General features: G+C 70.0%; 21 protein-coding genes. 13 read left to right on the top strand and 8 right to left on the bottom strand.

The features are described from left to right. Positions 1–71 precede the first annotated feature (71 nt). The 4 genes from ACWGI2_RS16345 to ACWGI2_RS16330 all read left to right on the top strand — a co-directional run bounded on the left by ACWGI2_RS16345 (position 72) and on the right by ACWGI2_RS16330 (position 5,586). Positions 72–1,430 carry a sensor histidine kinase gene (locus ACWGI2_RS16345; protein ID WP_453397473.1) on the top strand — a complete coding sequence of 453 codons (1,359 nt, stop codon included), beginning with the start codon at positions 72–74 and terminating at the stop codon, positions 1,428–1,430. Between the two features lie 221 nt (positions 1,431–1,651). Continuing rightward, positions 1,652–2,311 carry a LuxR C-terminal-related transcriptional regulator gene (locus tag ACWGI2_RS16340; protein ID WP_453397653.1) on the top strand — a complete coding sequence of 220 codons (660 nt, stop codon included), beginning with the start codon at positions 1,652–1,654 and terminating at the stop codon, positions 2,309–2,311. Between the two features lie 268 nt (positions 2,312–2,579). After that, on the top strand, positions 2,580–4,511 hold the full coding sequence (locus ACWGI2_RS16335) for a 2-oxoacid:acceptor oxidoreductase subunit alpha (protein WP_453397474.1): 1,932 nt from the start codon (positions 2,580–2,582) through the stop codon (positions 4,509–4,511). After that, the gene (locus ACWGI2_RS16330) at positions 4,504–5,586 is read left to right on the top strand and encodes a 2-oxoacid:ferredoxin oxidoreductase subunit beta (protein WP_453397475.1); all 1,083 of its coding nucleotides are present in this window, start codon (positions 4,504–4,506) and stop codon (positions 5,584–5,586) included. The genes ACWGI2_RS16335 and ACWGI2_RS16330 overlap by 8 nt, the downstream gene beginning before the upstream one ends. Before the next feature lie 49 nt (positions 5,587–5,635). Here ACWGI2_RS16330 and ACWGI2_RS16325 read toward each other — a convergent pair whose 3' ends face one another. Then, a complete protein-coding gene (locus tag ACWGI2_RS16325; RefSeq protein ID WP_453397476.1) occupies positions 5,636–6,007 on the bottom strand; it encodes a winged helix-turn-helix transcriptional regulator in 372 nt (123 codons plus the stop codon). Between the two features lie 91 nt (positions 6,008–6,098). Here ACWGI2_RS16325 and ACWGI2_RS16320 point away from each other — a divergent pair, with 91 nt between their 5' ends. Both ACWGI2_RS16320 and rarD read left to right on the top strand, forming a co-directional pair. After that, complete coding sequence (locus ACWGI2_RS16320) at positions 6,099–6,959, top strand: SDR family oxidoreductase (protein WP_453695977.1); 861 nt, start codon at positions 6,099–6,101, stop codon at positions 6,957–6,959. A 244-nt stretch (positions 6,960–7,203) separates the two neighbouring features. Beyond that, positions 7,204–8,133: an EamA family transporter RarD gene (rarD, locus tag ACWGI2_RS16315; RefSeq protein WP_453696744.1), complete on the top strand. Its 930-nt coding sequence runs from the start codon at positions 7,204–7,206 to the stop codon at positions 8,131–8,133. Positions 8,134–8,233: 100 nt separating this feature from the next. Here the strand turns inward: rarD and ACWGI2_RS16310 are convergent, their stop codons facing one another. Next, positions 8,234–9,094, bottom strand: coding sequence for an NAD(P)H-binding protein (locus tag ACWGI2_RS16310; protein WP_453695975.1), 861 nt, complete (start codon positions 9,092–9,094; stop codon positions 8,234–8,236). Between the two features lie 100 nt (positions 9,095–9,194). Between ACWGI2_RS16310 and ACWGI2_RS16305 the strand changes: the two genes are divergently transcribed. The 4 genes from ACWGI2_RS16305 to ACWGI2_RS16290 all read left to right on the top strand — a co-directional run bounded on the left by ACWGI2_RS16305 (position 9,195) and on the right by ACWGI2_RS16290 (position 13,534). Next, the gene (locus ACWGI2_RS16305; protein WP_453695974.1) at positions 9,195–10,061 is read left to right on the top strand and encodes an AraC family transcriptional regulator; all 867 of its coding nucleotides are present in this window, start codon (positions 9,195–9,197) and stop codon (positions 10,059–10,061) included. 171 nt (positions 10,062–10,232) lie between these two features. Beyond that, positions 10,233–11,774, top strand: a complete 1,542-nt coding sequence (locus tag ACWGI2_RS16300) for a hypothetical protein (RefSeq protein WP_453695973.1) — start codon at positions 10,233–10,235, stop codon at positions 11,772–11,774. Positions 11,775–11,884: 110 nt separating this feature from the next. Further along, a complete protein-coding gene (locus tag ACWGI2_RS16295) occupies positions 11,885–12,826 on the top strand; it encodes a M28 family metallopeptidase (RefSeq protein WP_453397482.1) in 942 nt (313 codons plus the stop codon). 111 nt (positions 12,827–12,937) lie between these two features. After that, a complete protein-coding gene (locus tag ACWGI2_RS16290) occupies positions 12,938–13,534 on the top strand; it encodes a flavodoxin family protein (RefSeq protein ID WP_453695971.1) in 597 nt (198 codons plus the stop codon). A gap of 3 nt (positions 13,535–13,537) precedes the next feature. Here the strand turns inward: ACWGI2_RS16290 and ACWGI2_RS16285 are convergent, their stop codons facing one another. The 5 genes from ACWGI2_RS16285 to ACWGI2_RS16265 all read right to left on the bottom strand — a co-directional run bounded on the left by ACWGI2_RS16285 (position 13,538) and on the right by ACWGI2_RS16265 (position 19,120). Continuing rightward, entirely contained in the window at positions 13,538–14,452 is a 915-nt protein-coding gene (locus ACWGI2_RS16285; protein ID WP_453695969.1) for an ABC transporter permease, read from the bottom strand. After that, a complete protein-coding gene (locus tag ACWGI2_RS16280) occupies positions 14,439–15,404 on the bottom strand; it encodes an ABC transporter ATP-binding protein (RefSeq protein ID WP_453695967.1) in 966 nt (321 codons plus the stop codon). Before ACWGI2_RS16280 ends, ACWGI2_RS16285 begins: the two co-directional genes overlap by 14 nt. Positions 15,405–15,495: 91 nt before the next feature. Next, positions 15,496–16,758, bottom strand: a complete 1,263-nt coding sequence (locus tag ACWGI2_RS16275) for a LolA family protein (RefSeq protein WP_453695965.1) — start codon at positions 16,756–16,758, stop codon at positions 15,496–15,498. 249 nt (positions 16,759–17,007) lie between these two features. Next, positions 17,008–17,964 carry a CHRD domain-containing protein gene (locus ACWGI2_RS16270; RefSeq protein ID WP_453695963.1) on the bottom strand — a complete coding sequence of 319 codons (957 nt, stop codon included), beginning with the start codon at positions 17,962–17,964 and terminating at the stop codon, positions 17,008–17,010. A 145-nt stretch (positions 17,965–18,109) separates the two neighbouring features. Then, positions 18,110–19,120: a polyprenyl synthetase family protein gene (locus ACWGI2_RS16265; RefSeq protein WP_453397488.1), complete on the bottom strand. Its 1,011-nt coding sequence runs from the start codon at positions 19,118–19,120 to the stop codon at positions 18,110–18,112. Positions 19,121–19,373: 253 nt separating this feature from the next. Here ACWGI2_RS16265 and ACWGI2_RS16260 point away from each other — a divergent pair, with 253 nt between their 5' ends. Together ACWGI2_RS16260 and ACWGI2_RS16255 are read left to right on the top strand one after the other, a co-directional pair. Next, a complete protein-coding gene (locus ACWGI2_RS16260) occupies positions 19,374–20,888 on the top strand; it encodes a peptide MFS transporter (protein ID WP_453695961.1) in 1,515 nt (504 codons plus the stop codon). 19 nt (positions 20,889–20,907) lie between these two features. Beyond that, on the top strand, positions 20,908–22,896 hold the full coding sequence (locus ACWGI2_RS16255) for a CocE/NonD family hydrolase (RefSeq protein WP_453695960.1): 1,989 nt from the start codon (positions 20,908–20,910) through the stop codon (positions 22,894–22,896). Here ACWGI2_RS16255 and ACWGI2_RS16250 read toward each other — a convergent pair. Continuing rightward, on the bottom strand, positions 22,893–23,747 hold the full coding sequence (locus tag ACWGI2_RS16250) for an HAD family hydrolase (protein WP_453695958.1): 855 nt from the start codon (positions 23,745–23,747) through the stop codon (positions 22,893–22,895). The two genes, ACWGI2_RS16255 and ACWGI2_RS16250, sit on opposite strands and share 4 nt — an antisense overlap. Positions 23,748–23,914: 167 nt before the next feature. Here ACWGI2_RS16250 and ACWGI2_RS16245 point away from each other — a divergent pair, with 167 nt between their 5' ends. Continuing rightward, positions 23,915–24,289, top strand: coding sequence for a hypothetical protein (locus ACWGI2_RS16245; protein WP_453695957.1), 375 nt, complete (start codon positions 23,915–23,917; stop codon positions 24,287–24,289). The last annotated feature ends 147 nt before the right edge of the window (positions 24,290–24,436 follow it).

Raw genomic sequence — 24,436 nt, 5'->3', positions numbered from 1 at the left:
CCGAACCAGCGCGTAACCCAAACGCGTAACCCAAGAGGCAGCGCACGACCAAGCAGAAACGGACGGCACCGATGGCCACGGAGTACGGACAGGAGTACGGGCGCATGGACCGTTCGGAGTTCCGGGGATCCGACCTCGATGAGCGGCGGCCCCGTATCCCCGCCGGGCTGCGCGCGCCGATCGAGGCCCGCGCCTGGAAAGAGTTCGGCTATGTGCTCCTGAGCCTGCCGATCAGCATCGTCACGTTCACGTTCGCGGTCACGATGCTGTCCCTCGGCGCCGGGCTGCTGATCACGTTCATCGGCATCCCGGTGCTCGCCGCCGGGCTCGCCGCCTGCCGCGGCATCGGCTCTCTCGAAAGGGTGCGGGCGCGGGCGCTCCTGGGCGTCGAGGTGGCCAATCCCGAGCCGCTGCGGCCCAAGAACGGCGGCGGGCTCATGGCGTGGATGGGCGCCGTGCTCAAGAGCGGCGTCTCCTGGCGGCACGTCCTGTTCGCCATCCTCCACATGCCGTGGGCGGTCTTCTCCTTCACCGTGTCGGTGGTCTTCTGGACGTACGGCTGGGCGATGCTCACGTACCCGCTGTGGCAGTGGCTCTTCCCGGTCTACGCCGGCCAGGACGGCATCCAGCTCTACGGCGACGACGGTCACCGCATCTACCTGGACAACCCCTTCGAGATCGGCGCCACCGCCCTCACCGGACTGCTGATCACGCTCGCCACGCCCTGGATCATCCGGGCCCTGACCACCGTCGACCGCGTCATGGTGGCCGGTCTGCTCGGCCCGTCGAGCCTGGCGTCGCGCGTCGTCGAACTGGAGTCGGACCGCGGTGTGGTCGTCGACACGGCGGCGGCCGACCTGCGCCGCATCGAGCGCGACCTGCACGACGGTGCGCAGGCCCGCCTGGTGGCGCTCGCCATGGACCTGGGCCTGGCCAAGGAGAAGCTGACGGAGGACCCGGAGGCCGCGGCGCGCATGGTGGGCGAGGCGCACGGCGAGGTGAAGGTGGCCCTCCAGGAGCTGCGCGACCTGGCCCGCGGCATCCACCCCGCGGTCCTGACCGACCGCGGCCTGGACGCGGCGCTCTCCGCGCTCGCCGCCCGGTGCACGGTCCCGGTGCAGGTCGAGGTGGACCTGCCCGCGCGTCCCGCCGCCGCGATCGAGGGCATCGCGTACTTCACGGTCTCCGAGCTCCTCCAGAACATCAGCAAGCACGCGCGGGCCTCCCGCGGGTCGGTCGACGTGTGGCAGGTCGAGGACCGGCTGATGCTTCAGGTCTCCGACGACGGGGCCGGGGGCGCGGATGTGAGCGGTGGCTCCGGTCTTGCCGGGCTCGCCGAGCGGCTCGACGCGGTCGACGGGATCCTGGTCGTGGACTCGCCCGCGGGCGGGCCCACCACCGTGACGGCCGAGCTGCCCTGGCGGGCCTAGCCCGTCCCGTCGCCTCGCGGCGGATCTTTCCCACCCACCCGATTACCCCGCAGCACAGGGCCATCGGGTGGGTTTCGCCGTGCCGACCGCGAGCGAACACAGGCAAGCGGTTGTCCTCGAACGCCGTAACGCCCCTTCGTACGCGTTCGTACGCGCGATACTGAGTGCCGGGGGACACCCAGAACCACATATGCCGGGGGGCCGTGAACGTGGAGGACAAAGTGCGGGTCGTCATCGCCGAGGATTCGGTGCTGCTCAGGGAGGGCCTGACCCGGTTGCTGACCGACCGCGGGCACGACGTCGTCGCGGGGGTGGGCGACGCGGAAGCGCTGATCAAGACGATCAACGAATTCTCCTCGGCGGGCGAGCTGCCCGATGTGGTCGTCGCCGACGTGCGGATGCCTCCGACGCACACCGACGAGGGCGTGCGGGCCGCGGTGCATCTGCGCCACCAGTTCCCGGGGCTCGGGGTCCTCGTCCTCTCGCAGTACGTCGAGGAGCAGTACGCCACCGAGCTGCTCGCCGGGTCCAGCCGTGGCGTCGGCTATCTGCTCAAGGACCGCGTCGCCGAGGTGCGCGAGTTCGTGGACGCGGTGGTGCGTGTCGCGCAGGGTGGCACCGCGCTCGACCCGGAGGTCGTGGCGCAGCTGCTCGGCCGCAGCCGCAAGCAGGACGTGCTCGCGGGGCTTACTCCACGCGAGCGCGAGGTACTCGGTCTGATGGCCGAGGGGCGGACGAACTCGGCGGTGGCCCGGCAGTTGGTGGTGAGTGACGGCGCGGTGGAGAAGCACGTCAGCAACATCTTCCTGAAGCTGGGGCTCTCCCAGAGTGACGGGGACCACCGGCGCGTACTGGCGGTCCTCACCTATCTCAATTCCTAACAATCTGACACCCTGTCAGATATTTGAAACCCGCGTTTAGCACGAGCACGGAGAACAGTCCTAGAACCAAAGGATGAGTGGGGGGCGTCTTCCATGACGGAGTGGAGGGCGAGGCAGACCATGACAAAACGGGGCATTGAAGCGTCTCAAAAGTGCGTCCGTCATGCGATCAACCCCAGGAAGGCGACCCTTACCGACGTAGGGTGGGCCTTGGGAAGGCCGGTCGCCCAGCCCTTCCCGCTCAGCCGCCCGAGGGAGGTCCAGTTCAGTGACCAGCCAGGTCAGTAGCACAGCCGATCAGGCCGATGGGGCAGTCGTCGGAGAGCAGCGCAAGCCTGCTGGTGAGAAGGATGTACGCCGTCTGGACCGGGTGATCATTCGCTTCGCGGGTGACTCCGGTGACGGTATGCAGCTCACCGGTGACCGGTTCACTTCGGAGACGGCGTCCTTCGGGAACGACCTCTCGACACTGCCGAACTTCCCCGCCGAGATCCGTGCTCCTGCCGGGACCCTGCCGGGTGTTTCCTCCTTTCAGCTGCATTTCGCCGACCACGACATCCTCACGCCGGGCGACGCGCCGAACGTCCTGGTCGCGATGAACCCGGCGGCGCTGAAGGCGAACATCGCCGATGTGCCGCGCGGCGCGGAGATCATCGTCAACACGGACGAGTTCTCCAAACGGGCGATGCAGAAGGTCGGCTACGAGGTCTCGCCGCTGGAGGACGGTTCGCTGGACGGATACAGCGTCCACCCGGTGCCGCTGACGACGCTGACGGTCGAGGCGCTCAAGGAGTTCGACCTCTCGCGCAAGGACGCGGGGCGCAGCAAGAACATGTTCGCGCTCGGCCTGTTGTCGTGGATGTACCACCGGCCGACCGAGGGCACCGAGAAGTTCCTGCGGACGAAGTTCGCGAAGAAGCCGGACATCGCCGAGGCGAACATCGCCGCCTTCCACGCCGGTTGGAACTTCGGCGAGACGACGGAGGACTTCGCGGTCTCGTACGAGGTCGCGCCCGCCGCCCACGCCTTCCCGACCGGCACGTACCGCAACATCTCGGGGAACCTCGCCCTCTCCTACGGCCTGATCGCCGCGGGCCGGCAGGCGGATCTGCCGCTCTATCTCGGCTCGTACCCGATCACTCCGGCCTCGGACATCCTGCACGAGCTGTCCAAGCACAAGAACTTCGGCGTGCGGACCTTCCAGGCGGAGGACGAGATCGCCGGGATCGGCGCCGCGCTTGGCGCGGCGTTCGGCGGCTCGCTCGCGGTGACGACGACTTCGGGGCCCGGTGTGGCGCTGAAGTCGGAGACGATCGGGCTCGCGGTCTCGCTCGAACTGCCGCTCCTTGTCGTGGACATCCAGCGCGGCGGGCCCTCCACCGGTCTGCCGACCAAGACCGAGCAGGCGGATCTGCTGCAGGCGATGTTCGGGCGCAACGGCGAGGCGCCGGTGCCGATCGTGGCACCGAAGACGCCGGCCGACTGCTTCGACGCGGCACTGGAGGCGGCCCGCATCGCGGTCACCTACCGCACTCCGGTGTTTCTGCTGTCGGACGGCTATCTCGCCAACGGCTCCGAGCCGTGGCGCATCCCGGACACCGATGAACTCCCGGACCTGCGCGTGCAGTTCGCCTCGGGGACCAATCACACCGAGGACGACGGCACCGAGGTCTTCTGGCCCTACAAGCGCGATCCGCAGACCCTGGCCCGTCCCTGGGCGATCCCCGGCACGCCCGGCCTCGAACACCGCATCGGCGGCATCGAGAAGCAGGACGGCACCGGCAACATCTCCTACGACCCCGCCAACCACGACTTCATGGTCCGCACCCGCCAGGCCAAGATCGACGGCATCGAGGTCCCCGACATCGAAGTCGACGACGCGACCGGCGACGCCAAGCTGCTCGTCCTCGGCTGGGGTTCCACCTACGGCCCCATCACCGCCGCGGTACGGCGCCTGCGGGCGGTCGGCGAGAGCGTGGCGCAGGCCCATCTGCGCCATCTCAACCCCTTCCCGCGGAATCTGGGCGAGGTCCTGAAGCGTTACGACAAGGTGGTGATTCCCGAGATGAACCTCGGGCAGCTCGCCACGCTGCTGCGCGCCAAGTACCTCGTGGACGCGGTCTCGTACAACCAGGTCAATGGAATGCCGTTCAAGGCCGAGCAGCTCGCCACGGCTCTCAAGGAGGCCATCAATGGCTGACACGAAGACCGAAGGCACGGGGAGCACGATCGAAGCGCTCTCGTTGGTGCCCAAGGCCGAGGCCAAGCAGTCCATGAAGGACTTCAAGTCCGACCAGGAGGTGCGTTGGTGTCCCGGCTGCGGTGACTACGCGGTCCTGGCGGCCGTGCAGGGCTTCATGCCCGAACTGGGCCTGGCCAAGGAGAACATCGTCTTCGTCTCGGGCATCGGCTGCTCAAGCCGCTTCCCGTACTACATGAACACCTACGGGATGCACTCCATCCACGGCCGTGCCCCCGCCATCGCCACCGGACTCGCCTCATCGCGGCGGGACTTGAGCGTGTGGGTGGTCACCGGCGACGGGGACGCCCTGTCCATCGGCGGCAACCACCTCATCCACGCCCTGCGCCGCAACGTCAACTTGAAGATCCTGCTCTTCAACAACCGGATCTACGGACTCACCAAGGGCCAGTACAGCCCCACGTCCGAGGTCGGCAAGATCACGAAGTCGACGCCGATGGGATCCCTCGACGCGCCCTTCAACCCGGTGTCGCTGGCGATCGGCGCGGAGGCGTCGTTCGTGGCGCGGACCGTGGACTCCGACCGCAAGCACCTCACCTCGGTCCTTCGCGAGGCCGCCGAACACCCCGGCACCGCCCTGGTCGAGATCTACCAGAACTGCAACATCTTCAACGACGGCGCCTTCGAGGTGCTGAAGGACAAGCAGCAGGCCGAGGAGGCGGTGATCCGCCTGGAGCACGGGCAGCCGATCCGCTTCGGCACCGACGGCTCCAAGGGTGTCGTACGCGACCCGGCGACCGGTGATCTCAAGGTTGTCCCGGTCACGCCTGAGACCGAGTCCCAGATCCTGGTCCACGACGCGCACTCGACGTCGCCCACCCAAGCCTTCGCCCTCTCCCGGCTCGCCGACCCCGACACCCTGCACCACACCCCGATCGGCGTCTTCCGCAACGTCGAGCGCCCGGTCTACGACACGCTGATGTCCGACCAGCTCGACACCGCCATCGAGCAGAACGGCAAGGGCGACCTGGCCGCGCTCCTCGCGGGCGGCGACACCTGGACCGTCGTCGGCTAGCTACGTCGGCTACCTCGACCCGCTGTCCCCGAAGCCCGGTTCTGATCCTTCAGGACCGGGCTTCGTCGTACGCAAGGCGCGCTTCCTGTACGTCCGCCAGGCGCTGCTCGGTCCACTCGGCGAGCGCCCGGACCTGCGTACCGACCTCACGTCCGAGGTCGGTGAGCGAGTAGTCGACGCGCGGCGGAATGACCGGCTTGGCGTCGCGGTGCACGAGGCCGTCGCGCTCCAGGGTCTGAAGCGTCTGCGTCAGCATCTTCTCGCTGACCCTGCCGAGGGCTCTGCGCAGCTCACTGAAGCGGTACGAGCGCTCGTCCAGGGCGATCAGGACGAGCACGCCCCAGCGGCTCGTGACGTGCTCCAGGACGAGGCGCTGCGGGCACATCCCCTCGTCCCCGAGGTTCCAGTTACTTACTGCCATGCCAGTACCTTACTTCAAAGTGGGTACTTTCCATAAGTTAGCGCCAGACGTACGCTCATCGTCACAACCACACCTAAGGGAGATACCAGACATGAGCATCGTCGTCACCGGAGCCACCGGAAACCTCGGCCGTCTCGTCATCGACGGACTGCTCGACGCGCGGATACCCGCCGGGCAGATCGCCGCCGTCGTCCGCGACAAGGAGAAGGCCGCCGATCTCGCCGCGCGCGGCGTCGAGCTGCGGATCGCGGACTACAGCGCGCCCGAGACCCTCGCCGGTGTCTTCGCCGCCGGCGACCGGGTCCTGCTGATCTCCGGCAGCGAGGTCGGGCAGCGCGTGCCGCAGCACGCGGCGGTGATCGACGCGGCCCGCGCGGCGGGCGTCGCGCTGCTCGCGTACACCGGTGTCCTCGGCGGGCCCGACGCCGACTTCGACCTCGCGGCCGAGCACAAGGAGACCGAGCGGCTCATCCTCGAATCCGGGCTTCCGCACACGTTCCTGCGCAACGGCTGGTACCACGAGAACTACACGGCCAACCTCGCCCCCGTCCTGGAGCACGGCGCCGTCGTCGCCTCCGCGGGCGAGGGCAGGGTCGCCTCCGCCGCGCGCGCCGACTACGCGGCTGCCGCCGTCGCCGTGCTGACCGGTGAGGGGCATGAGGGCAAGGCGTACGAGCTGAGCGGCGATGTCGCCTGGAGCCTGGCCGAGTACGCCGCCGAGGTCGCCCGGCAGACCGGCAAGGACATCTCGTACGCGAACGTCCCCGCCGAGCAGAACCTCGCGATCCTGACCGGCGCCGGGCTTCCCGAGCAGTTCGCCGCGATCCTCGTGGACGTGGACTCGGCGATCGAGCGGGGCCTGCTCGCCGGTACGAGCGGCGATCTGGCCCGGCTCATCGGACGGCCCACGACGCCTGTCGCCGACGCGATCTCGGCCGCGCTCAAGGGCTGAGGCGCGGCGAGACGGAGGTCATGACGGTTCTCGTCATGACCGTACGGTTCTCGTCATGACCGTACGGTTCTCGTCATGACCGTTCTCGTGAGACGGGCATGACACGGGGGTGTCCGTGCCGCTACCTTCTTGGGGGCAGCGTGGGGCTGCCGCGCACCAAGGAGGGGCCGTGAACGCTGCCGCAGCCGAGCAGTCGAAGGGCGAGCAGCGCATAGGGCTCCTGAACGGCTTCGCGGCCTACGGGATGTGGGGCCTCGTACCCCTCTTCTGGCCGCTGCTCAAGCCGGCCGGGGCGGGCGAGATCCTCGCGCACCGCATGACGTGGTCGCTCGTCGTGGTGGGCATCGCGCTCCTTGCCGTGCGGCGCTGGGCCTGGGCCGGCGAGCTGATCCGGCAGCCGCGCAAGCTGGGCCTCGTGACGATCGCCGCGGCGGTCATCACGCTCAACTGGGGCGTCTACATCTGGGCCGTGAACTCCGGCCACGTCGTGGAAGCCTCCCTCGGCTACTTCATCAACCCCCTGGTCACCATCGCCATGGGCGTCCTGCTCCTCGGCGAACGGCTGCGTGCGGTGCAGTGGACGGCCGTCGCCGTCGGCCTCGCGGCGGTCCTCGTCCTCGCCTTCGGGTACGGGCAGCCGCCGTGGATCTCGCTCTGCCTCGCCTTCTCCTTCGCCACGTACGGCCTGGTGAAGAAGAAGGTCGGGCTCAGCGGTCTGGAGTCCCTCGCCGCCGAGACCGCCATCCAGTTCCTGCCCGCGGTCGGATTCCTGGTGTGGCTGAGCGTGCGGGGTGACGCCACGTTCGGCGCGGAGGGCTTCGGGCACGGGGCCCTGCTGGCGGCGACCGGTGTGGTCACCGCCATTCCCCTGGTCTGCTTCGGCGCCGCGGCGATCCGGGTGCCGCTCGCGACGCTGGGGATGCTGCAGTACCTCGCGCCCGTCTTCCAGTTCCTGCTGGGCATCCTGTACTTCCATGAGGCGATGCCGCCCGAGCGGTGGGCCGGGTTCGGGCTTGTGTGGCTGGCGCTGACTCTGCTGACCTGGGACGCGGTGCGCGGCGCTCGGCGTAATGCGGTTCGGCTTGCCGCGGGGCGTCGGGCTGCTGTTACGGGGGCTCCCGCCTCCGCCGCCTCCTCCTCCGCCGCCGGGCGGGAGACTGAGCCTGCGGCTTGAGCGGCCCGATGCTGCCGCCTGCTGTTGTGTGGCTGCGGGCACGTGGGGGTTGAGCGCGCAGTTCCCCGCGCCCCTGACGGGGCGCCCCCCGGCAGGAAGATCAGCCCCAGGCCTTCGCCTTCGCCGCGCCCTTCGCGTAGAGGCTGAAGTCACGCGGCTCCCGGCCCAGGACATCCCGTACGCCCGTCGTCGGCGCCGCGTTGTGGCCCTCCCTGAGCCAGTCGAGTACGTCCGCGAGGGCGCGGGCCGCTTCGGCGGGCACGGCGGCGGCGGTCAGCTCGCTCGCGTATGCGTCCGCCGTGATGTGCTCGAAGCGCATCGGGCGCCCCCACGCTTCCGCCAGCTCCGCGACCGCTTCGGCGAAGGTGAGCGCGCGGGGCCCGGAGAGTTCGTAGACCCTGCCCGTGTGTCCGTCCTCGGTGAGCAGCGCGGCGGCCACGTCCGCGATGTCCTCCGCGTCGATGAAGGGTTCGGGCACGTCGCCCACGGGCAGCGCCAGGCGGCCTTCGCGCAGGGGTGCGGCGAAGATGTCCTCGTCGAAGTTCTGCGAGAAGTTGTTGGGCCGGATCACCGTCCAGTCCACGCCCGCCTCGCGCACCACGCGCTCGGCCTCCGCCATCGACGGCTCGAAGGAGTCGCCGAACACCTCGACGCCCCGCCCGGACAGGACCACGAAGCGGCGTACGCCCGCCGCCGCTGCCTGGTCGACGAAGTCGGCGATCGGCTCGGGGCCGGGCGGGCCGACCAGGTACAGGGCGGCCACGCCCTGAAGGGCCGGGGCCCAGGTGGCGCGGTCGTTCCAGTCGAAGCGGGTCTCGCCGGAGCGGGAGGCCGCGCGCACGGTCCGGCCCTGCTCCCGCAGCCGGGCCACAAGGCGTCGGCCTGTCTTGCCGGTGGCGCCGAGTACGAGGATGAGGTCGTCGGACGCCGGAGCGTTGAGGTTCTTCGCGTTGTCGGTCATGGGTACAGCCAACTGCCTCAGCGGAGCTGGGCACATGGGTGCTCGTCTCGCCCGCATGGGAGTACGTCCACACCCTCACGGCGCCGTCTACGGTGGGGGCATGGACGCTCTGGGGGATCTGCTGCGAGGGGTGCGCGCGGACGGCGCGCTGTTCAACCGCACGGTACTGACCGGGCCTTGGGAGACCGGCCACACCGAGGGAGCGGCCCTGACGCTGATCGCGGTGATGCACGGCACGGCGCGGGTCGCCGCCGCCTCGGGTGAGCCGCGCACCCTGCGGGAGGGGGGCGCCGCCGTGGTCTGCACGACGGCTCCGTTCACGCTGGCCTCCACGGAGGACGGCTGCGAGAGCGAGCTCATCACCGGGGCCTACCAGCTGGACGGAGCGGTGGGGCGCCGTCTGATCAGCATGCTGCCGCCGCTCCTCGTGGTGCCGTCCGGCGACGACTGCATGCCCATCCTGGAGCTGATCGCGGCGGAGGTGGCCGCCGACCGGCCCGGCCGCCAGTACGTGATGGACCGGATGCTCGACTGGATGCTGGCCTGCACCTTGCGGGAGTGGTTCGACCTGCCGGACGCCTGCCCGCCCACCTGGTACCGCGCGCTCGGCGACGAGGTGGTCGGCCCCGCCCTGCACGCCATGCACGACGAGCCCTCGCGGCCGTGGACGGTGGCGTCGCTGGCCGCGCGCGCCCAGGTGTCGCGCGCGGCCTTCGCCCGCAACTTCGCCGAGCTGGTCGGCAGGCCCCCCATGGCGTACCTCACCGAGTGGCGCATGACGCTCGCCGCCGAACTGCTCGCCGAGCCGGGCGCGACGGTGGCGTCGGTGGCCGGACAGGTCGGATACGCCGACGCGTTCGGCTTCAGCGACGCCTTCAAGCGACTTCGAGGTATCGCACCCAGCGGCTACCGCGCCTCACTGACGGCGGGGCGGCCGGGGCCCGGCTCGCTGCGGGCGGTGGGGTGACCGGTTGAGCGGGAGGCCCCCCGGGCCACCGGGTCGCCTGGCCGCCCGGCGAAACACGTCGGCCCCACCTCCTGCGATTCGGGCGTCATCGTCGCTACCTTCACCCATAAGGGACCAGAAGTGATCGAAAGCGACATGATCTGACCGAGCCGGCGGGAGGTCGAGACCCTCGTGTCCGAGACGACGAGTCCGACCGGCCGCCTCCCCTGCCGTTCCTCCGGCCGCCTCCCCGGACGCCTCCTCGACCGCATCCCCGAGCGTCTCTCCGGCCGCGACGACCTCCCCCTCCTCGCCGTCTGCGCCGCCTTCGCCATCCTCTCGTCGGCTCTCGTCCCGCTCACCCTTTCCCTCGGCTGGGACGAGATCGTCTACGCGAGCCGCTTCCCGCCGTACGCGCCCGCCACCCCCTTCAGCGCTCCCCGCACCCGTGGCGTCCCGCTGCTCATCTCCCCCGTGGCGGCTTGGAGCGACTCGACCGTCCTGCTCAGGGTGTGGCTGACGCTGCTCTCGACCGCCGCCCTCTACCTGGGCTTCCGCCCCTGGCTGCGCGTCGTCGCGCACCGTCCCGCCGCCGTCGGCGTGGCTGCCGGGCTCTACGGAAGCCTCTGGTTCGCGCTGTTCTACGCGAACGCCGCGATGCCGAACCACTACACCGCCATGGGCGTCACGGCGGCGGTCGGGCTCTTCCTCGGGGCACGCCCCGGACGCCTCGCCCTCGCGGGGATCGCGGCGGGGCTCGCCCTCGCCGCCCTCATGCGCCCCAACGACGGTGCCGCCGTCGCCGCCCCGCTGCTCGCCGCCGCCCTGCTCGTGCCCGCCTGGCGGACACGGGGGCGCGTCCTCGCCGTGGCGGGCGGCGTCCTGGCGGGTCTGCTGCCGTGGGTGGTCGAGGCATACGTGCGCTTCGGCGGCGTACGCGAACGGCTCAGCGCCGCGAGTGACGTGCAGGGCGGGCTGCGTCCCCTCGCGGCCATCGAGGCCCAGTTCACCGCGCTGGACGGCCCGTTGCTCTGCAGGCCGTGCGCCGCCGACCAGCTCAGGATCGTGGCCGCGGGGTGGTGGATCCTGCTGCCGATTCTCGTGGCCGCGGGGCTGTGGGCCGCAGGGCGGACCGAGCAGGGGGCGGCCGACCGGGGGACACCCGACACCACCCGGCAGGCGACCCGCCGCGCCCTCTGGCTGACCGTGGCCGTCGCCGTGGCTGTCGCCCTGCCCTACTTCCTCCTCGTCCCCTACGGAGCCCCCCGCTTCCTCCTCCCCGCCGACGCCCTCCTCGCGATCCCCGCGGCCCTGGGACTCCTCGCCCTCCTCGACCGGACGAAGCGCGGCGTCACCGTCGCCATCGCCGCCCTCCTCATCGCCCACCTGGCGGTCCAACTCCCCCTGGCCTTCGGCAACGCCCGTATCCAGGCCGGTGCCCGCGGAGACTGGGCCCGCATCACCGACGTCCTGTACGAGCACGGGGTCCGCGCCCCCTGCCTCCTGAAGGGCAACACCTCGGTGATCCCCATCGCGTACGTCTCCGGATGCTCGGCCGCCGACCACAGCGACCGGCGGCAGCCCGCCGCCCTCGTCCTGCGCGGGCAGGAGCCCCCGCGCTGGGCACGCGACTGGCGGCGCCACCCCGTGCCGGACACCTACGCCCCCGGCTGGACCGTGCTCGTGCCGCCGACGACCGCCTTGCGGAACGCGTCGACCGATATGCGCTCTTGACGCACGGTCAAGCTCACCCGCACCATCAGGCACGCCAATTCCGTTCGACGTTCACGGAATTGGCGTCCCCCCACGCAACGAACGATCCAACAGAACACGGAGCCCCCCACATGAAGCTCTCCGTTCCCGGACGCGCCACGGCAGCCGCCGTCATAGCCGTCACCGGACTCTTCACCACCAGCGCCATATCTTCCGCGGCCCCCACCCCCGCGGCCGCCGCCCCCGACATCTCCGTGGCCAACGTCCAGGCCCACCTCTCGCAGCTTCAGTCCATCGCCTCGTCCAACGGCGGCAACCGTGCCCACGGCAGCGCGGGCTACAAGGCCTCGATCGACTACGTGAAGGGCAAGCTGGACGAGGCCGGATTCACCACCTCGCTCCAGGAGTTCACCTCCAACGGCAAGACCGGCTACAACCTCATCGCGGACTGGCCCGGCGGCGACGCCGACCAGGTCGTCATGGCGGGCTCGCACCTCGACAGCGTCGATTCGGGTCCCGGCATCAACGACAACGGCTCCGGTTCGGCCGCGATCCTGGAGACCGCGCTCACCGTGGCGCGCGAGCAGTACAAGCCCACCAAACACCTGCGGTTCGCCTGGTGGGGAGCGGAGGAGCTGGGGCTCGTCGGCTCCTCGCACTACGTCGACAAGCTGCCCGCGGGCGAGCGTTCGAAGATCAAGGACTACCTGAACTTCGACATGATCGGCTCGCCGAACCCGGGTTACTTCGTCTACGACGACGACCCCACGATCGAGAAGACCTTCAAGGACTTCTACGGCGGCCTCGACCTCGCCACGGAGCCCGACGAGGAGGGCGACGGCCGCTCGGACCACGCGCCGTTCAAGGACGCGGGCATCCCGGTCGGCGGCCTGTTCAGCGGCGCCGACTACAAGAAGACCGCCGAGCAGGCCCAGAACTGGGGCGGCACGGCCGGTGAGCCGTTCGACAAGTGCTACCACTCCGCGTGCGACACGGAGTCGAACATCGACGGGACCGCACTCGACCGCAACAGCGACGCCGTGGCGTACGCGGTGTGGGGGCTCTCCGCCTGATGCTCCTGAGGCCCTGAGGCCCCCGGCCCGGGTACCCCCTGGACGCAATTACCTGCGCGTGCATATAGTGCATGCGCAGGTAATCGCACGCCTCACACCCAGGGGGACCCCATGACCCGCAAGTTCCTGTTCGTGCTCGGCAGCGCCCGCGCCGACGGCAACTCCGAGACCCTGGCCCGCAAGGCCGCCGAGCAGCTCCCGTCGGACGCCGAGCAGCGCTGGCTGCACCTCGCCGACCATCCGCTGCCCGACTTCGAGGACCGGCGCCACGAGGGCACCCGCCCCCGCGCACGGCCCCGGCCCGTCGGCGACAACGAGGCGCTGCTCCTGGACGCCACCCTCGACGCCACGGACATCGTCATCGTGTCGCCCCTGTACTGGTACTCGCTGTCGGCCACCACCAAGCGCTACCTCGACTACTGGGACGCCTGGCTGGAGGTCCCGGAGGTCGACTTCAAGAACGCCCTTGAGGGCCGTGCCCTGTGGGGCGTGACGGCGCTCGCACACAGCGAGGAGGAGGTCGCGGAGCCCCTGATCGGCACGCTGAACCACACCGCCGCCTTCTTCCCGATGCGCTTCGGGGGCGTCCTGCTCGGCAACGGCTCAAGGCCGGGCAACGTGCTCGACGACGCCGAGGCCCTCGCCCGCGCCAAGACGTTCTTCGCGCAGGAGCCGCCGCTCGCCCGCTACCCGTACGACAAAGACTGATGCTCAGGCAGTGATGTCCTTCGCCCCGAACCTCGCCCACGCCGCCGAGCCGAACAGGGCCGCGTACAGGCCCTGGAGGCCGAGGTTCTTGACCAGCTCGTCCCAGTAGACGGGCTCGCGCATCAGGTCCGCGAAGGACAGCCAGTAGTGCGAGAAGAAGTACGGCTGGACGGCGCTCAGTTGGGGGATCTGGTCGAGGATCTGGATCGTGATGAGCAGGCCGACGGTCGTCGCCATCGCCGCGATGCCGCTGCTGGTCAGCGTCGACACGAAGAGGCCGAGCGCCGCCACACCGATCAGTGACGCGGCGACCACGAGGGCGATGAGCAGGGCTCTCAGCAAGCCTTCGCCGAAGCCGATCCGAGTCCCGGAGATCGTGGTGACCTCGCCGACCGGGAAGAGCAACGCCCCGACCGCGAGCGCGGAGACGGCCACGACGAGCGTCGCGACCAGGCAGAACGTCATCGCCGTCGCGTACTTGGCGAGCAGCAGCCGTGTACGTCCCGCGGGGGCGACCAGGAGATAGCGCAGCGTCCCCGCGCTGGACTCGCCCGCGATGGAGTCGCCCGCGACGACGCCGACCGCCATGGGCAGGAAGAAGGGGAGGGTCGCGGCGAGCGCGGTGAAGACCAGGAACAGGCCGTTGTTGGTCACCTGCGCGATGAACGCCGGGCCCCCCGCCTCGCCGCCCCCGCCCATCGTCGAGCCGTCGCTGGTCTCGATCTTGACGGCGACGCCCACCAGGATCGGCACGGCGGCGAGCACGCCGAGCAGGGCGAGGGTGCGCCAGCGGCGGAAGGTGATGCCCAGCTCGCTGCGGAAGAGCCCGAAGGTCCAGATCCGCCGCACTTCCCGTGGGCCGCTCACCTCTCGTACGCCTTCGATCTCAGTTACGTCGTCGACCTCAGCCCGCGACATCGAAACCCTCCCCCGTCAGCGCCACGAACGCGTCCTCCAGCGAGGCCCGTTCGACGCCGAAGCCCCGCACTCGTACGCCCGCGCCGACCAGGGCGGCGTTCAGCTCCGCGAGGTCCGTGCCGGTCTCCGCGCCCGGCGGTTCGCCCGTCACGCGGTCCTCCGTCACGACGAGATCCGTCACGCCGAGTTCCTTCAGGACGCGGGCCGCGTCGCCCGTGTCCGGCGTCGTCACCACGAGGCGTCCCCGCGCACCGGCGGCGAGTTCGGCGACCGGGCCCTGGGTGATCAGGCGGCCCTGGGCCATCACCGCGGCATGCGTGCAGACCTGCTCGATCTCGTCCAGGAGGTGCGAGGAGAGAAAGACGGTCGTGCCCTCGAACGCCAACTCCCTTACCAGCGCCCGTATCTCGCGCATGCCCTGCGGATCCAGGCCGTTGGTCGGCTCGTCGAGTACGAGGAGTCTGCGCGGCTGAAGCAGCGCGGCCGCGAGGCCGAGGCGCTGCTTCATACCGAGCGAGTACGCCTTCGCCTTCTTGCCCGCGGCGGCCGACAACCCCACCCGTTCCAGGGCCGATTCGGCGCGGGAGCGGCGGGTGCGGGGGTCCGCGGTCGGGTCGGCGGCGTCGTACCGCAGGAGGTTGTCGCGGCCGGAGAGGAAGCCGTAGAGGGCGGGGCCCTCGATGAGCGCGCCCACGTGCGGGAGCACGGAGCGGGCCGCTCGCGGCATCGCGCTGCCGAGGACCCGTGCTTGGCCGGACGTTGGCTCGATCAGGCCCATCAGCATCCGGATGGTGGTCGTCTTGCCCGAGCCGTTCGGACCGAGGAACCCGAAGACGCTGCCCTGGGGAACGGTGAGGCTCAGCCCGTCCACGGCCAACTGCTTGCCGTAGCGCTTGGTGAGGGCATCCGTCTCGATCACGCTTTGCGCCGGGCTGCCGTTGCTGGGCGGCACCTTGTCCTCCCCCGCTCGAAGTCGTGACGGCGGGCCCGAGGTACCTGCCAGGCACCTCGGACCCGCCGCTCGATCGCCGTACCGCACCGTGCTACTTCGCCGCGTTCGCTGCCTTCACCAGCGCATCCTTCGTGACCGCGCCCGCGTAGACCTTGCCGTCCTCGGTGATGAGGGCGTTGATCAGGCGCGTCTTGAAGACCGTGCCCGAGCCGAAGTCGCCCGACACCTTGTCGCCGAGCGAGTCGAGGAGCCGCTGCGCGTCCGGCGGGACGTCGCCGGAGCCGCCCGACGGGATGCCCTGGCCGCCCGGCAGTTCCAGCTCGGCGATGGAGGTCCAGCCCTTGCCGATGACGTTCAGACCGTTCAGGTCCTCCTCGCCCTTGAACTCCTTGCCCTTGAACTCCTTGCCGCCGTCCTTGAAGCCGTGCTGCTCGGCCTTGGCGTCATCGCCCTCCGTGACCTTCGCGCCCTTGGGCGGCGTGAAGTCGAAGGTCGACGCGGCCGGCTTGCCGAAGTCGACCTTGGTGAAGCCCGCGTCGACGACCGCGCTGCCGCCGCCCGCCGGGGTGAGCGTGAACTTCAGCGGCGTACCGGTCTTGGAGTCCACGGCGACCGTGATCTGGCCGACCGTCGAGCCGGACTGCTTGGGCTTGATGACCAAGCGGTAGGCGTCACGGCCCGCGACCTGCGCGGTGCCGTCCACCTTCACCGACGTCGTGTCGTCGGCCGCCTTCAGCGCTTCCTCGGCCAGCTCCTTGGGGGTGGAGGGGACACCCTTGGGGAGGTCCTTCTTGCCGGAGTCCCTACTGGCGTCCTTGCCCGCCGACTTGGAGTGGTACGCCTCGTTCGACTTGCTGTCGTAGGCCCATACGTCGTCGCCGTTGTGGATCAGGCTGTACTCGGCCGCGTCGTCCAGGACGGACAGCTTCTGCTTGTCGGGGCCGTCTGCGGCGACGCGCAGCGTGTGCGTGCCGGTGGCCAGCTCCATCAGCTTGGACCGCGGGTCCGCTGCCGAGCCCTCGCCGTCCCCGCCGCCATCGCCGCCCGAGCCGCTGCCCGTAGCCAAGCCGCCGGCCATGTCGCCGCCGAAGGACGGAAGGCCGAGGTCGGTGCTGATCTTCACGGTGCCCGAGAGCTGCTCCGTGTCCGACGCGGCGATCTTCTCGATGAGTTCCTGTGCGGTGACGTCGGGCAGCTTGGGGTCGCCCGACGTGGCGAGCGCCGGGACGAGCCCGATGGTCGCCGCCGCCACCCCCGCCACCGCGACGGGAACCACGTAACGCGCCGCCTTGCGGCGGGCCGCGCGCAGCTCTCCGGTATCGCTGGTGTTCTGCTCCGGTTCGTACGGTGCCATTGTGTGCCCTACCTCCGTGGTCGGCGGCGGCCTTCCCAGTACGTGCGTGCGTCCACTCCGCGCCGCCATTCTCACCCGAATAGGTCAGGAGTGGTTGTTCTTGCTGGACCTTGTTGTTCTCCATACGACCAAATCGGCCAGCCAGAAGCGTCAGACCCCGGGATCAACTCCACGTACTGCTGTGGGATGACACAGAGGGGCGGCACCTCCCCCAACCAGTAGGGGAAGCGCCGCTTCTGTCTCAGGGGCTCAGCGCTGCACGAACACGTAGTCCGCCTTGTACGGCACCTTCGCGATGGCGCCCGGTTTGCAGGAACCCGCCGGTGCGACCCCGCCCACCGTGTTCAGGCGCAGGATCTCCGCAGTGCCCGCGAGTAGCCCGCGCGGCTTTCCGGTCTGCGTTGCGGCCAGGTCGAGTTCGGGGATGTTCTTGTCGCCGTTCGGGGTCCTGGAGATCAGCTTGCCGGTGACCTGGCTGCGGTCGGGGGCGGTCCAGCGCGGGGTGCCCGAGTTGGGGGCGACGAAGTCGTGCGCGATGCCGGCGCCGAGCCTCGCCCGCACGTCACGCTGCGCGAAGGCGAACTTGCCGGAACCGTCATCGGCCTTCTTGCACTCGTAGATCTGCTCGCCCTGGAGCACGGGCGCCTGGAAGCTGGCCGCCGCGTCACGGAAGTCGAAGTCCGTGGTCACCTTGTGGAGCTGGCCGCGGACCGCGCCGCCGGGGAACTGGGCGGTGTGCAGGTTGGCGTAGAAGCTGTTCGGGTTCGCCTTCAACTGCTCGAGCAGCGCCGCGTCGTGGACCTTGACCGAGCCGGTGACGCGGTTGCTCTTGCTCTTGCTCTCGGCGAGCAGCTTGGTGAAGTCGACCTTGACGCCGCCGTTGGTGCCCTTGGCGCCCTGGTGGATGTGGAGGGCGGTCGGCTTGCCGGTGCCGCGCCACTTGACGGTGACCGACACCTTGTCGCCATCGACCTTGACGAATTCGAGCGCCCGGCCGTCCTTGTCGCCGACCGCGGGGCCGCCCGGCACCGGCACCTCGTTCGCGCCGTTCATGCTCGCCGCGAAGATCGCCCCGCCGGTGTCACTGCCGCCGTGCGCGGCCGCGGGCGGCGCCGCGACCGCCAAGCCCGCGGCGGCCACCACGGCGACGGTGCCAAAAGTGCCCAGAGTGCTGCGCGTACCCAAAGTGCTCAGAGAGCCCATCATCCGAAATCTCCCCCGTACCTGAGCCGACGCCCCAATGCGTCGGCTTCCGGACATAGGTACGGAATGGATCCGATCCTGGACTCAATCCAAGGCGGACGAGGGGGTGTGACCTCCGTCACACATCGGTCACGTCCCTCAGCGGGCCTCAGCCCGCCCGGTGCACCACCAGATCGCAGAGCTCGACGAGCGACGTCTTCGCGTCGCAGTCCCGCAGCGGCGCGAGCGTGTCCCGCGCCTCCTCCGCGTACCGCACGGTGTCCTTGCGCGCCTGCTCCAAGGCGGGGTGGACCCGCAGTCGCGCCAGCGCCTCCGCGTGCCGCGCGTCGTCCGTCAGGTCCGAGTCCAGGAGCTCGCACAGGGCGATGTCCTCGGGGAGCCCGAGCTTCTCCACCCGCTCACGCAGGCGCAGGACCGGCAGCGTCGGAATGCCCTCGCGCAGATCGGTGCCGGGCGTCTTGCCCGACTCGTGCGAGTCGGAGGCGATGTCCAGTACGTCGTCGGCGAGCTGGAAGGCGACACCGAGCCGCTCGCCGTACTGGGTCAGGACGTCCACGACGGTCTCGTCCGCGCCCGACATCATGGCGCCGAAACGGCACGCCACGGCGACGAGCGAGCCGGTCTTGCCGCCGAGCACGTCGAGGTAGTGGTCGACCGGGTCACGGCCCTCGCTCGGCCCCGCCGTCTCCAGGATCTGGCCGGTGACCAGGCGTTCGAACGCCTCCGCCTGGATGCGGACGGCGTCCGGGCCGAGGTCGGCCAGGATGTACGAGGCGCGGGCGAACAGGAAGTCACCCGTGAGGACGGCGACGGAATTGCCCCAGCGCTGGTTGGCGCTCTCGACCCCGCGGCGCACGTCCGCCTCGTCCATCACGTCGTCGTGGTAGAGCGTCGCGAGGTGCGTGAGCTCGACGACGACGGCGGAGGGCACGACGCCCGGCGCGTACGGATCGCCGAACTGCGAGGCGAGCATCACGAGGAGCGGCCTGAACCGCTTGCCGCCCGCGCGCACCAGGTGCTGCGCGGCCTCCGTGATGAAGGGGACCCCGCTTTTGGTGGCGTCGAGCAGACCTTCCTCGACGGCCGCCAATCCGGCCTGGACATCGGCTTCGAGAGCCTGGTCCCGCACGCTGAGGCCGAAGGGCCCGACGACGGTCACGAGGGGTTCTCCTGTCTGCTGACGATCACAAGTCGGTCACTCGGTCGATCATCACTCGGTCGATCTTTGCGTGATGATCGCGTCGATGACACGGTTTGTCGATGTGTCGCTGCCATCACTCAAGTCAGCGTATCCGGTCGCCTTTCGATCACAGTGGGCACCCGCCTGTGCAATGCCGCCCAGGCGACGCGTGGTGACCACCGGTATGTTCTTGATCAGCTGATACGACCCAGAACTACCGGGAGCAGACCCTTTGTCCCGCACTGAGCCCGACACCGAACCCCCCGCGGAGCCGCCGACGGAGCCACCGCCCGGCGACGACCACGCCTTCTTCGGGCAGCCGCGCGGTCTGCTCACCCTGTCGGGTCTCGAGGTCTGGGAGCGTTTCTCGTTCCTCGGCATGCAGGCCATCCTCGTCCTGTACTTCGCGGACTCCGTCGGAGACGACGGAATGGGCATGGATTCCGGAACCGCCGCCTCGGTGTCGGCGGCGTACGGAACGCTCGTCTATCTGGTGTCGGTGGCGGGCGGCTGGCTCGCCGACCGCATCCTCGGCTCGTACCGCGCGGTCCTGTGGGGCGGCATCCTCATCGCCTGCGGCCACTACTCGATGGCCGTGCCGACGGCGACGATGACCTGGGTCGGGCTCGGCCTGATCAGCGCGGGCACCGGCCTGCTCAAGCCGAACGTCGCCTCGATGGTCGGCAAGCTCTACCGCACCGACGACGACCGGCGCGACGCGGGCTTCGCGCTGTACTACATGGGCATCAACATCGGCGCCTTCGCGGGACCGCTGATCACCGGCTGGCTCGGCGACCACAAGGGCTGGCACTGGGGCTTCTCGGCGGCCGCGATCGGCATGACCTTCGGTCTGATCCAGTACGTCCTCGGCCGCCGTCACCTCGCCGGGCGCAAGGCGGCGGCGGAATTCGCGCTGCCCAAGGACGCGATGCGCCGCGCGGTCGTCCTGATCGTCGCGGGCGTCGTCGTGTTCGCCGCCCTCGCGGGTCTGCTCGCCGCCGTCGGCTGGCTGACGATGGACCGTTTCGTCGACCTGCTCACCCTGATCTCGGTGATCGCGCCGATCGTCTACTTCGTGGTGATGTTCCGCAGCCCACGGGTGACGTCCGAGGAGCGCGGCCGCCTCAAGCCGTACGTGGTGCTCTTCCTCGCCTCGGTCGTCTTCAACTTCATCCTCTTCCAGGCGTACTCGACGATGATCCTGCTGGCGTCGACGAACGCCGAGACCGCGATCTTCGGCTTCACGTTCCCCGCGAGCTGGTACGCCTCCGCGCTCGGGGCGTTCGAGGTCGCGCTCGCCCCCGTCGTCGCCGCGGTCTGGGCCCGGATGGGCCACAGCCAGCCGCACGCCTCCAACAAGATCGCGTTCGGCGTGATCCTGGGCGGCCTGTCGTTCCTCCTGATGGTCCTGCCGACCTCGGGACACAGCGACGACACGTACAAGATGGCGGTCTGGTGGATCGTCGGCTCGTACCTGCTGCTCGGTCTCGGCGACATCCTCGTGGAGACCTCGGGCATGTCGGCCACGACGAAGCTCGCCCCCAAGGCGTTCGCCAGTCAGACCATGGCCCTCTGGTTCCTCTCGCTCGCCCTCGCCAACGGCATCCAGGCGCAGATCGTGAAGCTCTACGGAGAGGTCTCCAACCCGGCGTACTTCGGCGTGAACGGCGCGATCGCGGTGGCCGCCGGTGTGGCCGTCGTCCTGCTCGCACCGTGGCTGCGCCGCACCATGCACCCCGTCCACTGAGGACACTGAGGTTCCCCCCATGCAGATTCGCACTTCCTTCCCGTACGAGACCACCCACGAGGACGTCCAGGTACCCCTCCCGGACGGGACCAAGCTGTACGCGCGCGTCTGGCGCCCGGTGACGGACGAACCCGTCCCCGCGCTCCTGGAGTACCTCCCCTACCGCCTGAGCGACTGGACGGCGCCGCGCGACTGGCAGCGCCATCCCTGGTACGCGGGCCACGGCTACGCCTCCGTGCGCGTGGACGTGCGGGGCCACGGCAACTCGGAGGGCATGCCGGGCGACGAGTACGACACGGTGGAGCTCGCCGACGGGGTCGAGGTCGTCAACTGGCTCGCCGCGCAGCCCTGGTGCTCCGGCAAGGTCGGTATGTTCGGCATCTCCTGGGGCGGCTTCAACTCCCTCCAGATCGCGGCCCTCGCGCCCGAGCCGCTCAAGGCGATCATCACGGTCTGCTCCGCGGACGACCGCTATGACAACGACGTGCACTACATGGGTGGTTCCGTCCTGGCCGTGGACATGCACGCGTGGGCGGCGACGATGCTCGCCTTCGTCTCCCGCCCGCCGGACCCGCTGTTCGTCGGCGACGCCTGGCGGGACATGTGGCTGGCTCGCCTCGAAGCGGTCGACCCGTTCATTCACACCTGGCTCGACCACCAGACCCGGGACGCGTACTGGCAGCACGGCAGCGTCTGCGAGGACTACTCGGCGATCAACGCGGCGGTGCTCGCGGTGGGCGGCTTCCACGACCCCTACCGGGACACGGTCCTGCGCCTGGTCGAGCATCTGCCGGGCGACGTACGGGGGTTGATCGGGCCGTGGTCGCACCAGTACCCGGACCGCGGCCTGCCGCCGGGCCCGGCGATCGGCTTCCTCCAGGAGACGCTGCGCTGGTGGGACCACCACCTGAAGGGCGTCGAGAACGACGTCATGGCGGAGCCGAAGCTCCGCTCCTGGATCAGCGACTCACACCCGCCGGCGACGGTGTACGCGGAGCTGCCGGGCGGCTGGGTCGGCGACCCGTCCTGGCCTTCGCCGAACGTCACGCCGACCTCGTACGCCCTCCAAGGCGCGCCCATGCTGGTCAACTCCCCGCAGCACACGGGCCTGGATGCGGGGCGCTACTTCCCCTTCGGCAACGACGCGGACCTGCCGCCGGACCAGCGCGACGAGGACGCGAAGTCGGCGTGCTTCGAGTTCGAGGTCCCCTCGGCCGTACGCATCCTGGGCCGCCCCAAGGTGACGCTGCGCCTGAAGATGGATGTCCCGGCCGGCCAGGCGATCGCGCGGGTGTGCGACGTGGCCCCGGACGGTTCGTCGACCCTGGTGACGAGGGGCGTACTGAACCTCTCCGCCCGCAACGGCCGTGACCGTGTGACTCCGTGGCCGGTAGGCGAGACGGAGGACGTCACGTTCGAACTGAACGCGATCGGCCACACGTTCCCGCCGGGACACCGGATCAGGCTGGCGGTGTCGTCGGCGTACTGGCCGTGGATCTGGCCGCAGGCGGACTCGGCGGGCTTCGTCCTGGACCCGGCGGGCAGCACACTGGAACTCCCGGTGCGCGAGGGCGACTTGGACCCCTCCATCACTTTCGCCGCCCCCGAGCAGTCGGAGCCGCTCGGGGTGGTCCACCCGGCGACGCTCGACGAGCCGCGGCCCGAGCGCCTGGTCGTACGCGATGTGGCGAAGGGCGAGTGGCGCCTGGAGGTGGACCCGCGCTACGGCGGTACGCGGGTCTACCCGGACGGCCTCGAATTCACCGAGGACGCCGTGGAGACGTACACGATCAACGAGTCCGACCCGCTCAGCGCCCGCACCCGCTCCGACTGGAAGATCCGCCTGCACCGCCCCGAGCTGGCCTGGGACGTGTCCATCGAGTCCCGCTCGGAGATCACGTGCGACGCGGCGGACTTCATCACGTCGAACGAGGTGGTGTGCAAGGACGGCGAGGAGGTCGTCTTCCACCGCACATGGGAGAAGCGCATCCCGAGGACGGCGGGCTAACGGCCTTCGCTCCCCGCGCGGACTTCGCTCCCCTCGCGGGCCTCGCGCGGGAACAGTCGCTCCAGCACGACGGCCACCCCGTCGTCCTCGTTCGACGAAGTCACCTCGTCGGCAGCCGACTTGAGGTCGGGGTGGGCGTTGGCCATGGCGACACCGCGGGCCGCCCACACGAACATCGGTACGTCATTGGGCATGTCGCCGAAGGCGATGGTGTCCTGTGACGTCATCCCGAGCCGCTCGGCGGCGAGGGCGAGCCCGGTCGCCTTGGTAACCCCGCGCGGCTGGAGCTCGACGGTGCCGGGACCGGACATGGTGACGGTGGCGAGGGGCCCGACGGCATCGCGGGCGACGGCGGCCAACTCATCGTCGGTCAGCTCGGGATGGCGCAGGAGCACCTTGCTGATGGGCTCGGCCCACAGGGCGTCCCGCCCCTTCACGCGCACGGCGGGCAGGGTGGGGTGCGGCATCAGATATCCGGGCTCGATGAGAGTGAGCCCGTCCACGCCGTCCTGGTCGACGGCGGCGTAGACCTGCCCGACCTCCGCCTCGATCTTCCCGAGCGCGGCCTCGGCGAGGTCGCGGTCGAGCGTCACGGACCAGATCATGCGGTCGGTCCCGGAGTCGTACAACTGCGCCCCCTGTCCACAGACGGCGAGGCCGCCGCCCCCCAGATCGTCGAGGAGCGGCTTCACGCGCGGCGCGGGCCGCCCGGTCACCACCAGGTGGCGCGCCCCCGCCGCGGCCGTCGCCGCCAGCACGGCCAACGACCGGTCGGAGACGGTGTCGTCACCGCGCAGCAGCGTTCCGTCCAGGTCAGTGGCGATGAGTGAATATGCGAGGGGTGCAGCCATGATCCAGAGAATACGGATCCCGGGCGATGCTGAAAGCAACGTCACAGGAGCTGTGACGAGCAACGTGCGCTGGTCGCACTACCGGCGCTCGCGGGATTCACCGGGACGTGTCGCCGCGAACCGACGCTGAGGTAGTACTTGGCCCGGACCTCACCCCGGGAGACGACATGACGCAGGAGCCACCGCACCCGCTACCGCACGAATTCCTCGCCCCCTTGAGCGACACCATGCTCGAGTACTACCGCGACATGGCGGATGTCATGGTGGAGCTGTTCGGGATGCCCCGGGCAGAGGCCGTCGCGAGGATCAATGAGCGGTACGCGCGGGCGGACACGGAGGCGTCGGCGCACGAGATCATGGGCCACGAGTTCCCCGAGTTCTGGGCCTACGGCCTCTACTACAAGTCCGACAGCGAGGGCCGCGTCCCCACGGGCGACGAAGAGGCCGACGCGGGGATCGACTTCGCCGCACTAAAACGTTGGCCGGCGCCGCCGGAGGGCTCGTCGGCTTGGACGCTCGAAAGGGCGGCGCCAGGGAGCTGACGGCGAACGCGCCCGGGATCGGGACCGGCCACGGCCCCGGCCCCCGGCCCCCGGCCCCCGGCCCCCGGCCGCAACGTACGCATCTGGTAACCAATCCCCTCGACCACCCCTCCCCACCAGCAAAACTAGTAACTTTACGCCCGCACT

It is taken from the genome of Streptomyces sp. NPDC054866 (assembly GCF_053610745.1).
The sequence above is the reverse complement of the archived record's forward strand: the minus strand, read 5'-3'. Positions and strand labels throughout refer to the sequence as shown.